General features: G+C 69.8%; 12 protein-coding genes. 6 read left to right on the top strand and 6 right to left on the bottom strand.

Annotated elements, in window-relative coordinates:
* Both ACFYQQ_RS17345 and ACFYQQ_RS17350 read left to right on the top strand, forming a co-directional pair.
* Positions 1 to 1,075, top strand: a 1,075-nt coding sequence (locus tag ACFYQQ_RS17345; RefSeq protein ID WP_388904819.1) for a tetratricopeptide repeat protein, incomplete at its 5' end; no start/stop codon positions are given.
* A complete protein-coding gene (locus tag ACFYQQ_RS17350; RefSeq protein WP_355780903.1) occupies positions 1,072 to 1,446 on the top strand; it encodes a hypothetical protein in 375 nt (124 codons plus the stop codon). The genes ACFYQQ_RS17345 and ACFYQQ_RS17350, both read left to right, overlap by 4 nt.
* 434 nt (positions 1,447 to 1,880) lie before the next feature.
* Here ACFYQQ_RS17350 and ACFYQQ_RS17355 read toward each other — a convergent pair whose 3' ends face one another.
* Both ACFYQQ_RS17355 and ACFYQQ_RS17360 read right to left on the bottom strand, forming a co-directional pair.
* Positions 1,881 to 2,324 (bottom strand): PIN domain-containing protein, encoded by a 444-nt coding sequence (locus ACFYQQ_RS17355; protein ID WP_355780899.1) that lies wholly within the window; start codon positions 2,322 to 2,324, stop codon positions 1,881 to 1,883.
* The gene (locus tag ACFYQQ_RS17360; protein WP_355780896.1) at positions 2,321 to 2,587 is read right to left on the bottom strand and encodes a CopG family transcriptional regulator; all 267 of its coding nucleotides are present in this window, start codon (positions 2,585 to 2,587) and stop codon (positions 2,321 to 2,323) included. Before ACFYQQ_RS17360 ends, ACFYQQ_RS17355 begins: the two co-directional genes overlap by 4 nt.
* 276 nt (positions 2,588 to 2,863) lie before the next feature.
* On the opposite strand from ACFYQQ_RS17360, the gene ACFYQQ_RS17365 reads away from it, so the two are divergent.
* Positions 2,864 to 3,583: a hypothetical protein gene (locus ACFYQQ_RS17365; RefSeq protein ID WP_355780894.1), complete on the top strand. Its 720-nt coding sequence runs from the start codon at positions 2,864 to 2,866 to the stop codon at positions 3,581 to 3,583.
* Between the two features lie 193 nt (positions 3,584 to 3,776).
* Positions 3,777 to 4,055, top strand: a complete 279-nt coding sequence (locus tag ACFYQQ_RS17370) for a hypothetical protein (RefSeq protein ID WP_355780891.1) — start codon at positions 3,777 to 3,779, stop codon at positions 4,053 to 4,055.
* 183 nt (positions 4,056 to 4,238) lie between these two features.
* Here ACFYQQ_RS17370 and ACFYQQ_RS17375 read toward each other — a convergent pair whose 3' ends face one another.
* Positions 4,239 to 7,307 (bottom strand): FG-GAP-like repeat-containing protein, encoded by a 3,069-nt coding sequence (locus ACFYQQ_RS17375; protein WP_388904820.1) that lies wholly within the window; start codon positions 7,305 to 7,307, stop codon positions 4,239 to 4,241.
* Positions 7,308 to 7,649: 342 nt separating this feature from the next.
* Positions 7,650 to 7,967, bottom strand: a complete 318-nt coding sequence (locus ACFYQQ_RS17380; RefSeq protein ID WP_355793920.1) for a hypothetical protein — start codon at positions 7,965 to 7,967, stop codon at positions 7,650 to 7,652.
* 547 nt (positions 7,968 to 8,514) lie between these two features.
* Here ACFYQQ_RS17380 and ACFYQQ_RS17385 point away from each other — a divergent pair.
* Together ACFYQQ_RS17385 and ACFYQQ_RS17390 are read left to right on the top strand one after the other, a co-directional pair.
* The gene (locus ACFYQQ_RS17385) at positions 8,515 to 8,736 is read left to right on the top strand and encodes a hypothetical protein (RefSeq protein WP_355793919.1); all 222 of its coding nucleotides are present in this window, start codon (positions 8,515 to 8,517) and stop codon (positions 8,734 to 8,736) included.
* A 911-nt stretch (positions 8,737 to 9,647) separates the two neighbouring features.
* Positions 9,648 to 10,913 (top strand): tachylectin-related carbohydrate-binding protein, encoded by a 1,266-nt coding sequence (locus tag ACFYQQ_RS17390; protein ID WP_355791105.1) that lies wholly within the window; start codon positions 9,648 to 9,650, stop codon positions 10,911 to 10,913.
* 123 nt (positions 10,914 to 11,036) lie between these two features.
* Here the strand turns inward: ACFYQQ_RS17390 and ACFYQQ_RS17395 are convergent, their stop codons facing one another.
* Both ACFYQQ_RS17395 and ACFYQQ_RS17400 read right to left on the bottom strand, forming a co-directional pair.
* Positions 11,037 to 12,224 carry a tachylectin-related carbohydrate-binding protein gene (locus ACFYQQ_RS17395; RefSeq protein ID WP_355793858.1) on the bottom strand — a complete coding sequence of 396 codons (1,188 nt, stop codon included), beginning with the start codon at positions 12,222 to 12,224 and terminating at the stop codon, positions 11,037 to 11,039.
* Between the two features lie 177 nt (positions 12,225 to 12,401).
* Positions 12,402 to 12,599 (bottom strand): hypothetical protein, encoded by a 198-nt coding sequence (locus tag ACFYQQ_RS17400; RefSeq protein ID WP_355793857.1) that lies wholly within the window; start codon positions 12,597 to 12,599, stop codon positions 12,402 to 12,404.
* Between the last annotated feature and the right edge of the window lie 271 nt (positions 12,600 to 12,870).

Raw genomic sequence — 12,870 nt, forward strand, 5'->3', positions numbered from 1 at the left:
GTACGCCCTGCCGGCGTTCGAGCGGATCGGTGACACCCGCGAGGTCGCGATCACCTGGTCAAAGATCGCCGACATCCTCCAGCGGCGGGGTGAGGTCGAGGAGGCGCTGCGGATCCACCGCGAGATCGCCCTGCCGACGTTCGAGCGGATCGGCGACACCAGCTCGGTCGCGATCACCTGGTCAAAGATCGCCGATATCGTCGAGCGGCGGGGTGAGGTCGAGGAGGCGCTGCGGATCCACCGCGAGATCGCCCTGCCGACGTTCGAGCGGATCGGCGACACCCGCGAGGTCGCGGTCACCTGCGGAAAGATCGCCGACATCCTCCAGCAGCGGGGCGAGGTCGACGAGGCATCGCGGATCCATCGCGAGATCGCCCTGCCGACGTTCGAGCGGATCAGTGAAACCAGCTCGGTCGCGGTCACCTGGTCAAAGATCGCCGACATCCTCCAGCAGCGGGGCGAGGTCGACGAGGCGCTGCGGATCCGCCGCGAGATCGCCCTGCCGACGTTCGAGCGAATCGGTGACACCAGCTCGGTCGCGGTCACCTGGTCAAAGATCGCCGACATCCTCCAGCAGCGGGGCGAGGTCGACGAGGCGCTGCGGATCCGCCGCGAGATCGCCCTGCCGACGTTCGAGCGAATCGGTGACACCAGCTCGGTCGCGGTCACCTGGTCAAAGATCGCCGACATCCTCCAGCAGCGGGGCGAGGTCGATGAGGCTTTCGAACTGCAGCTCAAGCGCTTGGAAGTCAATGAGCAGCTCGGTGATATGGACGGCATCGCGGCGGCCAACTGGGCCCTTGCGCAAATCGATCTGAGTCGCCAGGATCTCGACGCGGCGGCGCCGAGGCTGATCACCTCATTTCAGCTCCTTTTGCAGCTTCAGCGGCCGGATGGCATCGCGGTCGTCGGGAAGTACTTGGGGCAAATTCTGCTGGCCGCAGGTGAACGCGGACGGGCCCGAGAGATGTTTCAGACGAGTCGAGCCGCTGCCGCCAAGGCTGGCTTCGCAGACGCTGTTGACCAGCTTGATGAGCTACTGAAAGTCACTGACGACGAAAACGAGGAAACATGATCATCGAGTTTTTCGGAGCGAACGCCGAAACTGCCGAGAAGAGCTTCGCCGCGTTGACCTCGAGCTGGGGCTACCAACCCGAACCAGCTCCGACTACGGAACCGGCGAACGATCCGGACACCAAGGGCGTCGATCCCGTCGCGGTGACGTCCCTGGTCGTGTCCATCCCATCTGCCATGCTCGCGGTCGCGGACATCGCCGACCGCATCCGCAAACGGCGCCGCGCCAGCGAACTCATCGAACGCGCCCAAGACCTCAGGGCGCAGCAGGTGGCGGCACGGCTCGTATGCGCAGACCGCTCCGTCGAGCTCGCCGCTCTCACCCCCGACCAGCTTCTGGACCTCATCGCCGACGAGCCTTCAGCAACCTGACGCAACAGAGCACCACCTACGCGTACTGCTGTACAGCACGGAAGTACAGCAACCTCAAAGACCAAGGCTGTACCTCAAGAGCCATCCGCGGCTGATTGAGCACCCAAGACCCTTCCGGGGACTACCTGCCGAGAGTTCGGGACGAAGAGGTCGTGCCAGACCCGTGCCAGATCGAGCGGGGAACCACGGGGAATAGCGGGTAACCGATCGACGGTCTACCGTGCGCCTGTTTGCCTCCGTCGCAGGTCAGGCCGAGAGCAAGCCTTAAATGCCCTCAGCTTCCCAAGCTGAGAGCGCGAGTTCGATTCTCGTCACCCGCTCTTTTGAAGCCCCAGGCCAGCGGCCTGGGGCTTGTTTCAATCGGGGTGCCGTTGCTGCGCGGCGGGGCCCAAGCCGCTTGTGGGAGCGGGCACTTGACCGTCGAGGGTCCTGCGTCAGAGCGGGAGGTCGTCGGGGAGCACCCGGAACGCCTTGTAGTGGCCCAACGGGCGTACGGCCCGGAAGTCTCGTCGGTCGAGGGTGAGAATCGCGTCCGTGTCGTAGTCGGCGGCAAGCGCCACGTTCACCGCGTCGGCGAGGTCGAGGTCCAGCGCACCGTAGCGGACACGGACGGACTGGGCGGCGCCCAAGTGGTCCTCCGTGATCTCCGGCAGGACGACACGGCCCCGGCTCACCCAGCGCCGCAGGTCGTCGACCGCGCTGATGGCAGCCTCCCTGCCGAGCTCGCGCGTCGCCACGTGATCCAGTTCGGCCAGCAGGAGCGGGGACACGACCAGCAAGCCCGCCGCCATGATGGCCTCGTTCGCCGCCCGGTGTTCCGGGTGAGCCGAATCCAGCGCTGCCAGGAGGCCGGACGTATCGGCGACGACAATGATCACGCGGCGGATCCGGAGCCCGAGCCGGTCTCACGCCGGATGGCATCGGCGACCGTGTCGCGGACTTCCGACTTGGGCAACGTGCGCCCCGGCCCCTCGAAGGTGCGCGAGAACAGCGGCTCGTCCCAGACCCGGTTCGCCATGGCTGCGAGGTGGATGCCCTGGCGGATGATCTCGGCCTCGCTTATACCCCGGCGCTTGGCAGCCTCCTTGATGATCGCCAGGTCCTCGGGGTCCGCGTATACGTTCGTGCGCTTCATGGACATGTACCAACACTAGTCCATGTACCGGATTGATGTATGCGCCCACCTGCGTCCCGTTGCCGAGGACCGGCCGGGCCGACCTCACGGGCCCCGCCCCGGTGCCGGACTAGTTCCGTGAAGAGGGGCCGCGCACGGCCGTCGTGACCGGGCGCGGGTCGGGGAAGAGCTGCTAGGTGCCCTCGGCGTCCTTGGCGAAGACAGTCGGGGTCCCGGGTGTGGGGCACTGGTCATCCGCGCTGTGCCTACCCTGCCCGTAGCGGGCTCCGGCAGAATGCGAGTGTGTCCCTCGACGCCGTCGACGCCGTGAACTGGTCCGCGATACCCAACCCGACGGGCCACCAGTGCGACGATCCAGAGCGCGTAGCCCACGCACTGCGGCGGCTGACGGTGTCCACCACCGCCAACGAGACGGGTGACGCGGCATCCCTTCTCGCCGGTGGCGGCTTCGTGTGTGACCACGCCGGCATGGTGTTCCCGGCCGCCTACGCGGCCACCCCGATCCTGCTCGATCTCGTCGAGCACGGCCAACGGCCACGCATCAAAGACGCAGCGCTGGGCCTCCTGTTTGACGCACTGTGCGCCCTGCCGCCCGCCGACCGGAATCGGGTGGACACCGTCTACGGCACCGATGTCCCGCTCTGCTGCGCCATAGCGCGACGTATGCGCTGCAGTCACGCCGTCCTTCTCGCCCACGGACGCTACGGAAGGCAACTCCTCGCCGAAGCGGACCTTCACTGGCGACTGACCATCGAGGAGACGGAGCCTCAAACCGACGGCACTCTCACGGCCATCGGCGTCCTCGAAGGCACTCCCCTCCCGCCGCCCGCTGAGGCCGAACTGCACGTGCCGCCCTTCGTGCAGCCTGCAATGACGGTACGCATCGAAGCGCTGACGGCCGACTCGACCGGCGCCGCGTGCATTCAACTGACTCGAACCCCGCTTGGGATCATCCCGGGATCAACCCTGTACGCGGCTGAATGCGGCCTCCGCGAACACTGAACGCGGCGCCCGTCGTCGGCGCAGAGACGCCGGTGTCCGCACCGAGGCCGCCGGCATCCTGGGCCCCTTGCGACCGCGCACCAGTTGAAGCCGTGACCGGCGAGAGCCGACGGTCGTCGAGCCACGACCTCCGGCACTAGGCACCGCTATCGTTGCGCGGTCGCCGGAAGTGGGGGGGAAGTCAGTGTTCGTCATGAAGGTCGTCCTGACCGTCTGTGCGGGCGGGGTGGTGGCTCTGGCCGTCTGGGCGCTGGTCGCGGGGCGCGTCCCCGTGTCCATCCTGAACCTCGGGAAGCTGGCCCGGCCTCGGTGGTGGGCGGCGGCCGCGCTCGCGGTGTGCGTCGGCTTCCTGACCGGCCTGTGGGCGGACCCACAGTACGGATGCGCCGTCGCGATGCTCGGCGTCGGCCTCCTGAGCCTGGCACGGAAGCCCCGTCCTGCGGACCAGGACCCGGAGACCGGCGCCGCGTAGGTGTCCCAGGCGACGGTTCCCGGACTTCGGTACGAGTGATCGTCTGTCTTTGTCACCCGCTCCATGAGCAAGGCCCAGGTCGCCGACCGGGGCCTTTTGCTGTCCGCCGTCAGTCGCCGGAGTGATGTCGTCTCGTCGGGCACCGACCCCAGGGGCTCGGTGTCCGACGAGACGATCTCCGGCTCAGAACACGCCCTTGTACCCCTGCCAGCCCGTGGCGATCTTCGTACGGCTGCCGAAGGTGCCCTTGCCGGTGCCGTTGGAGCGCCACAGGTTGCCCGCGGTGTCGCGCGCCACGAAGTCGGCCTTGCCGTCGCCGGTCAGGTCGCCCGCGCCCACGACCACGTTGTACGACGAGCCCCAGTCGTCGAACACCTTGACCCGGCTCTTGAAGGTGCCCGCCCCCGTGCCGTCGTACCGCCACAGGTCATTCGACTTGTCCTGCGCCAGCAGGTCGCCGTGGCCGTCGCCGTTCAGGTCACCGGCGCCGAGGATCTTCTTGTAACCCGTCCATTTGGACGCGATCTTCACCCGGGCCGAGAGCTTCCCCGTGCTCGTCGCCTTGTAGAGGTAGACGTCCCCGGTCGATGACTGACGGGCGATCAGGTCCGCCCGGCCGTCACCGCTGACGTCCCCCGGCGAGGTCAGCACGTCGTACTGCTCCCAGCCCGTGCCGAGCGAGGTGTACGCGGTCGACGGGGTCACCGCCGCCCCGCAAGCGGGGTGGTAGGCGCGCAGCGTGCCGCCGGCGTAGCGCACGAGCACGTCGTTGCACCGGTCGCCGTTCACGTCGCCGTACGGAACGAACTTCGCGTTCGTCGGCCATGCGGAACCCGTCTTCTTGCCGGTGAGGGTGCCGGTGCCGGTGCCGTACTGGTACGTCAGTCCGCCCGAGCTGTTGAGGGTGAGCAGCTCACCGAAGCCGTCCGAGGTCGCGAAGTCCCGCCGGACCGGCGTCGCGCCTGTGATCTTCACGGTGCCGGTCTGCGTCAGGGCCGCGCCCTGTCCGTCGGCCGGGGCGGCGGTCAGCGTCCAGGTGTAGGCACCGTTGCCGACCAGCTTGCCCGCGCCGTCCTTCCCGTTCCACGACGCCGGGATCACGCCTTGTGCCGCACGGCCGGTGAGCAGGCGCACGGTGCCACCGGTGGCCTTGTTCCTGATGACGAGCTGCCAGGAGGAGGCCGCCTTCGACAGCCACCACTTGGGGTTCCAGCTCGCGGCACCGCCCTTCACGTCGGCCGTGCCCGCGACGGCCGCGTCGAGCGGGGAGAGCGCCGAGACGGGGACGCCGCTGGACACGACATGGGTGTCACCCCTGGCGTCCACGTACGCGATCAGACCGGTGTACGGGTCGACGTCCCAGGGCTGCCCCGACTGGAAGGCCCCCGCCGAGTGCGTGACGGGTGTGCCGCTGCGGACGTCGGTGACCTCGAACCGGTCGCCGACGCCGGTGACGACGAACCCGTCACCGAGCTTCGCGGTCTCCCAGGCCCCTTCGGTGAGGGTCAGCTTGGTCTTGGCGACGGTGTCGTAGACGCCCTGGCTCTCCGCCGACCCCACGCAGGACCACAGCAGCCAGCGCCCGGCCGCCTGCAGGTCCTCCAGCAGGCACCCTCGCCCGAACCACACGGATTCGCCGCGCCTGCCCGTGCGGACGTCGACCGGCACCGCACTGTCGTTGCCGTCCCGCACCCACATGGTGGTGCCCCATATCGCCGTACCCTGCTCCGGCAGGGCCAGCACCGTGTCGCCCGTGTCGAGGTCGATCACGCGCGTCTGCGGCGCCGTCTCGTCGGTGTACTCGGCGGCCATCGCGACGTGTCGGCCGCCGGCGTCCCACACGCGGACGTAGTCGTGCTCGGCGTCGACGGGTGTGCCGGGCAGCGAGCCCGTCGGTCCCACGGACCGGGGCACACGGTCGCCGCCCGACACCCACGGGTTCCAGACCACCGTGCGGCCGTCCCCGGTGCCGACGAGGTGGGGGTTGTCGTCGGTGACGCCCTGGGCTGTGCGCGAGCCGGCCGCCAGGGTGCCACCGGTCACGTCGATCGTCCGGCCGTACATGTACGTACGGCCCCGGTCCCAGTCGTGTTCCGTCACGGTCAGCCGCCCGCCGGCCAGGGTGAGCTCCTGCACGGGGTCGGCCACGGGCTCCAGTTCGGCGGCGGCCACCTTCTCGACCTCGGGAGTGCCGTCGGCGCCGGCGCGGACGAGGTTCACTCCCCAGTCAGCGGTGGCGGACCCGCTGCCGGGTATCAGGAGGCCGCCGTCGGGGGTGGGGACGGCGGGGGAGACGCTGCGCGAGCGAGCCAGTACGGTCCCCGTCGTCGACCCGTCGGTGGCGAGCGCGTCGACGCGCCAGACGGGCAGGGCGCCGTCCATGGCGCCCAGCGAGGAGTCGTAGCGGGAGACCAGGAGCGTGTCGCCGACCATGCCCAGCAGGTGCGTCGGCCCGTCGTTCGCCAGGGGCACGGTACGGACGACGGCGTTCAGGTCGTCGCGGGAATAGACGGAGACGGTGGTGCCATTCCACGACAGCAGATGGGTGGCGGTGAGGATCACGGTCCCGCTCCCGTTGCCCGTCGGGTCGTGAAGCAGCTCCACCAGCCGGCCCTGGTCGGCGTCGAGCCAGCCGCGCCGGAACGTCCCGTCGGCCTTGTACAGGACCACCATGCCGTGGGCGTCCGCCACCGGTGAGTCGCCGCCGGTCACCGAGGTGATGCCGGCCGGGACGCCCGCCACGGTGCGGTCGCGCACCGTACCGTCGGCCCGGACGTCGAAGAGATGCCACGTCAGGTCGTCGCCCGTCCCCGCCCAAGCGGTCGTCACGACGGTCCGTCCGAGCGTCCCCTGGTAGGTGTGCCGGCTCGGGAGCGGGATCGTCGTGGCCGTCCCCCCGGCCGCCATGTCCCGCAGTGTCACGGTCCGCGCGTCGTCGTCGTAACGGGCGACGACGTCCGAACCGGCGCCGAACTCCGGTATGCCCCAGACCTCGGCAGCCGAGGGGTCCACCACCGTGTCCTTACCGGTGTACGTGGTCCAAAGGTGTCCGCGCCCGGGTTCATAGCGCAGGAACCCCGAAGGTCCCGCGCTGAACAGGACGGTCTGGGGCCGCAGCGAGGTCTCCGCCGGGATGATCACCTCGGCGGGTCCGTCCGCGTGCGCGTCGAGGACCAGCGGTCCGAGGCCCATGGCCAGCGTGAGTGAGGTGGCGGCGGCGAGACCACCGCGTATGAGGGCACGTCTGCCCACTCGGTTCCTCCACAGGAGACGGGAGTTGAGGGAGATGAAAGCCAGGAGAGCAAGGAAAGCGGGGGACTCGTACGACGGATGGCGGGGCAGGGCCGCACGACAAGACGTCGATGTCCGAACCATCGTCCGGGTGGCCGGATACTAGCAGCGGCCCAGTTCGGCCATGACACGTGGTGACCTGCGCCAACGCCCGACGCCGGACTACCGGTTGGCCCTGGTTCCGTTCGCCCGGCACCGAGCAGATCGGTGACTTCCTCATCCACGTCGAGGGCGACACCGTACGGTTCCGGTGCTGACGGCCCTTCGCCGTTCTCGCCCTCCGCGCAGGAGTACGCAGACCCCTCAGTTCGGGCCCAGGCCCTGGACCGGGAGGTTCGGGTGGGTTGCCAGGAAGGTGATGTAGGCGATCGCCGCCGTCGCGCCCAGGAGCGACAGGGCGCCGCCCACCACCGCTCGCCGCCTGCTCGTCGCGCCCGTTTTCGACGCGCGGTATTCGATGCCCGCCCGCACCAGGCCCACCAGTGCCAGGGGGAGGGCCACGAAGGCGACCAGGATCCAGAACGGGCAGACGAGCCAGCACCCCGTGGACGCCCCGCCGAACCAGACCGCCAGCTCAGCCCGCGTCTGGCGCGTCTCGTCCGGTGAGTCCACTGCTGTCATGCGCTGATCCAAACAGGCCCCTTGTCGGAGGTATGCGGTGGGAGCCCCGTCCTACGCCGCTCCGACTGTCCGGGGGGGGGAGCGGCGGAGCTGGGCTGTGGGGGCTGCGGGCCGGCGATCCCGGCTCGTGAGGTGTCGGCCGGGACGGATTTCTGGACACCGGAGTCGAGGGCTGGCCGGCTTGGCCGTGCCAGGCCGGCGTGATCAACGCGGTGCCGCAGGTCAGGGCGTCGTAGCCCGGAGCGGGGGCCAGGCCGTACGTCCCGTCCGTTCGCAGCGATCGCCTGGAACCCGCGGAGACCGCCCGTGACCTGCGTAACACGTCCGGATGGGAGCCTGCCGGGGGTCCCGTCAGGCAGGTCCGCGCACCTCGCACGCGCAGGTCACCGGCTGCCCGCGGCGGCGCCTGGCGGGCATTCCGTAGCCCCGTCCGGTCCCGGCGAGCCCTGTTCGATCTTGCGAAGTGCTGCCCTCGGTCCGGGTCTTTGGCGGGTATCGGACGCGAAGGCCGCAGCGGCCGGATTCGGGCAGGCGCATACTGGAGTCAATGACTAAGCCAGCCGCACCGAAGCGCTATCTGCCTACCAGCCCCTTCAAGGTCCCGGTCACGCCGCCTGTGAGCGAGTTCGCCGTGGGCGACCGGGTCACGCACGACATGTACGGCCTCGGCCAGGTGATCGGCATCGAGGACGGCATCGCGGTGCTCGTCGACTTCGGCTCCGTGCAGAAGCGGATCATGAGCCCGTACTCCAAGATGAGCAAGCTGTAGGACCGCCCCGTGCCCGTACCGGGCACGCCGGCCTCCTGCTTGCCCCTGTCCGAATGGGAGACCTACCGTCGACCTGAACTCGCTTTTCTCCGCTCCGGAGGGAGCACCTCGCGGTTCCGCCGCGGCGTCGCCCACCCCGGTGACGAATCCCTTCCAGGCTCCGCCCGACTTCGGGGAGGACGAGTCCGTCCTGTCCGACGATGCGTACGCATCCGGTCCGGGTACGGGCGCGCCCCATGGGCACTGATCATCCAGTCCGCGGCCGGGGCCGACCCCCGGCCCGGTGCCAGAGACACCCCCAGGTCGTGAACCTGGGGGTGTCGTGGTCTCTGCGGCCTCCACGTCAGGCATAGCAGCCCGAACCGCCGCGGTCGGGGTCCCGGCCGGACCGGGCGCGCAGCCGCGCCCCGCCGGTGACACGCGGCGCCCTCGCCCACGGCTCGCGTGGACACCCCCCACACACGCCTGCCGGACCCGTCAGGGCCACGCCGGACCCGCGCCCACTGTCCCGCCCCATGCCGGGCAGCCCGTAGCCCTCGGCCGGGCAGCCCGTAGCCCATAGCTCTCGGCCCGGACGGACAGCCGGCCGTCTCTCTCCCCCCATGCCGCCCCCGGGCTCTCCCGCGCCCCCGCGCGCCCCCTCCCACCCCCGCGCACCCGGCTTCAGCCATCCCGCCTGCGCCCCCGTGCCCACGGGCGTCCTCGTGCCCCTCTAGACGGCCTCAGGACGCAACCGGCCAGGGACTCTTGCGTCCACGCGGATCGCCTTCCCCCTGCCGTGACCTGCGGCGAAAGTGGCTTCTGCCACCGGGCGCCACACCCGTCACGGCCCTCACAGCTGCACCTGCAGGGCAGCTGTCCGGGTCAGGGACGTGGCCTGCCCGCTCGACTTCCATGCCGCAGGAGAGAACATGAAGCTGAGCAACGCCGTCCGCCGTGCCTCCGCCGCCCTCGCGGTCGGTGCGATGTCCCTCGGGCTGGTCACCGTCACCGGCCAGGTCGCGCAGGCCGCCGCCTCGTGCACGGGTGACGTGTCGATCTACGGCACGCTCTCGGACGGCCGGCTGACGTACACGCAGATCGAGCCGAACACCGGCGACCGGGTGAAGACGCTGACCGGTCCGGACCTCGGTTTCACGCCGAAGGCGATGGCGACCCTCAACTTCAATACGGTTCTGGTCACTTCGACCACCGGCGACCTCTACCGGGTCGACGTCCAGACGAACAACACCTCGCTGACCCTGGCCGCCGTCACCAAGATCTGGGACGGCGGCTGGACCTTCGACAAGATGGTGTACGACGGCGCCGGCCACCTCTACGGCACGGTCGACGGCCAGCTCCACCAGTACCTCGTGTCCCAGCCCAAGCCCTCGGGGTCCGCGCACATAGGCCAGCACGTGGTCATCGACACCGGCTTCGTCCTCAAGACGCTCGCCGCGGCCGGCGACGACCGCATCATCGCCTCCACCTCCGGCGGCCAGCTGTACAGCTACAAGATCGACGGCGTGAACGACTGGACCCGCGCCACGCTCAAGAGCGACGGCTGGTCCGCGGTCGACTCGCTCACCTCCCCCGGCGGGGGCCTGTACTACGGCCGTACGAGCGGCGGCATGTACTGGTACCACGACGTCGACCCGACGGACGGCGACGGCTCCGACATCGCCTACCACCCCAACGACCCGGTGGACGCCTCCGGTTGGACGCAGACCCTGCTGTCGGCCTACGCGAACAACTGCGCCTACGTGCCCCCGGCGCCCACCGCCACCACCGGCGAGAAGATCGCCAAGGTGGCCAACGCCCAGGTCGGCAAGGACTTCTACGACTTCGACTTCCACTACAACGGCGCCTGGTGCGCGGAGTTCGTCCGCTACGTGTGGGCGAACGTCGGCGTGAAGACGACGGGGGTCACCCCGGAGGCCGGCAGCCTCTACACCTACGGCCAGAACAACGGCACCCTGCACAGCACCCCGAAGGTCGGCGACGCCGTCGTCTACGGCTACCACGGCGGCGGGGACGCCAACCACGTGAACCTGGTGGTCGCGGTCAGCGGCGACTACGTCACCACCGTCGGCGGCAACGAGAGCGACATGGTGAAGAAGACCACGTACAACTGGAAGACCAACAACAACCCGCTCAACGCCGGTGACATCGCGGGCTTCATCTCCCCGGTGGACTGAGCGGACACGCGAAGAGGTGGCGTCCCCGGCCGGGGGCGCCACCTCCTCGCGTTGCGGCGACGGCCCCAGGTCGTGCCCGCCACCACCGAGGGGGGCGGACACGACCTGGGGCCAACAGCGTTTCTAGTACCAGTGGTTGGCCTGCCAGAAGTTCCACGCTCCGCACGGGGAGCCGTAGCGGCCGTCGATGTAGCTGAGACCCCACTTGATCTGGGTGAGCGGGTTCTCCCGCCAGTCGTCACCGGCCACATCCATCTTGGTGGCGGGCAGCGCCTGCGGGATGCCGTAGGCGCCCGAGGACGGATTGGTCGCGTTCCAACGCCAGTTGCTCTCGTGGTCCCAGAGCGTCTCCAGGCAGGACCACTGGGCCGAGGTGGCCCACGAGGCGTCCTTGTTGTTCATCATCTGCCGGCCGGCGGCCTTGACGGCGGCGATGTCGTCGCGGTCGACCGTGGTCGTGGTGGTGGTGCAGTTGTACGTGGCGGGCTGCGCGGACAGCAGTTTCTGCGTCCAGCCACTGGTGTTGACCGGGTCGTCGAGGTGGTACGAGATGTCCGTACCGGATCCGTCGATCGGGTTGGCGTCCTTGTACCAGTACATGGCGCCGGTGGACAGGCGGCCGTAGTACAGGCCCCCGCCGGGCGAGACGAGCTGGTTGAAACCGGACCAGCCCGACGGCTTCAGCGCGTTGCTCTTCCAGGAACCCGCACCCGCGATCGAGTAGTCGAGCAGCCGCCCGTCCTCGGTGGTGGCGCCGAGCCGGTCGTCGCCCGTCGCGGTGAGGGTCTTCAGAACGAACCCCGTGCCGACCTCGGTGCGTACGCCGATGTGCTGGGAGCCGGCGGGCTTGTCCTCGGTCACGTTGTAGCGGAGGAGCAGGCCGGCGGCCGTGGTGCCGTAGAGATGGCCGTGACCGTCGTAGGTGAGCTTGTCGTGGGTCCAGCCGCTGTCGGCGATCCGCACCGGCGCGCTCATCAGGTCGAGGCTCAGGTTGTTGGTCCTGACGTCGACGCGGTACAGGGCGCCGGAGGTCGAAGTGACCAGCACCGTGTTGAAGTTCAGAGTCGCCATCGCCTTCGGCTCGAAGCCGAGGTCCGGTCCCACGAGCACCTTCGCGAGGTCGCCGGTGGCCGGGTTGATCTGGCTGTACGTCAGCCTGCCGTCGTCGAGTACGCCGTAGATGCTGACGCCGCCCGAGCAGGTGGTGGCCGCGTCGGCCGTACCGGCGGTCGCCGTGAGCATCCCGACGCCGAGGGCTCCGGCGGCCAGCATGCCCGCGGCTCTGCGGCCGGTCGTGCGGATGTTCATCATGTCCCGTTCCCCCTGGGGCGGTTGTGGTCGTACGGACGTATGAGGAGGCGTGCTGCTCGCAGGCGTGTCGGCGTGCCGAAAGGGGCGGACTGCGCCTGTGGGTGGGGCCGGTGACCGTGGCCCCGTCGGTGTCGGTCCCGGCGGCCGGTGCGTACGCGCCGACGGCCGGCCGCTCGCCTACTGCCAGCCGGCGTCAGCCGGGGCGGTCTGCCAGCCCGCGTCCTGCGGGGTGACCTGCCAACCGGCGTCCGCGAGGACGGAGGAGGCCGGAGCCGTGTCCGTTCCGGCCACGGACGCGAGGGCCGGGGCGGCAAGAGACGCGGCGACGGCCAGAGTGGCGACCGCGGCGGCCTGGGCGATGCGAGTACGCAGCATGACGGGTTCCGTTCCTTCCGGGGTGAGCGGTGGTGTCCGGCTGGCGTCGCGCTCCGCGGTGGCGGTCGGCCTGGCCGGTCCCCCATAGGTTCGTCGCAGCTCAGGCCCGCGGAAAGGGTTCACGGATGGACGGAAAGGGCCTTGGACTGATGCGTCCACGCAGGCCGTTTCCGTCCACGGCGCCGTCCCCCGGACATCCGGCCCTCGATTCGCGTCCGCCACCCCGGGGCTCGTATCCGGCGACCGCCCCGGACCCGCGTCCACCGACCGC

This window comes from Streptomyces sp. NPDC005496 (genome assembly GCF_042872045.1).
Classification (GTDB): Bacteria; Actinomycetota; Actinomycetes; order Streptomycetales; family Streptomycetaceae; genus Streptomyces.

Excerpts from the sequence above, each read along its gene's own strand:
- ACFYQQ_RS17380 (WP_355793920.1), bottom strand. The coding sequence starts at position 7,967 with ATGACAGCAGTGGACTCACCGGACGAGACGCGCCAGACGCGGGCTGAG.
- ACFYQQ_RS17350 (WP_355780903.1), top strand. The coding sequence starts at position 1,072 with ATGATCATCGAGTTTTTCGGAGCGAACGCCGAAACTGCCGAGAAGAGC.
- ACFYQQ_RS17360 (WP_355780896.1), bottom strand. The coding sequence starts at position 2,587 with ATGTCCATGAAGCGCACGAACGTATACGCGGACCCCGAGGACCTGGCG.
- ACFYQQ_RS17400 (WP_355793857.1), bottom strand. The coding sequence starts at position 12,599 with ATGCTGCGTACTCGCATCGCCCAGGCCGCCGCGGTCGCCACTCTGGCC.
- ACFYQQ_RS17395 (WP_355793858.1), bottom strand. The coding sequence starts at position 12,224 with ATGATGAACATCCGCACGACCGGCCGCAGAGCCGCGGGCATGCTGGCC.
- ACFYQQ_RS17385 (WP_355793919.1), top strand. The coding sequence starts at position 8,515 with ATGACTAAGCCAGCCGCACCGAAGCGCTATCTGCCTACCAGCCCCTTC.
- ACFYQQ_RS17390 (WP_355791105.1), top strand. The coding sequence starts at position 9,648 with ATGAAGCTGAGCAACGCCGTCCGCCGTGCCTCCGCCGCCCTCGCGGTC.
- ACFYQQ_RS17370 (WP_355780891.1), top strand. The coding sequence starts at position 3,777 with ATGAAGGTCGTCCTGACCGTCTGTGCGGGCGGGGTGGTGGCTCTGGCC.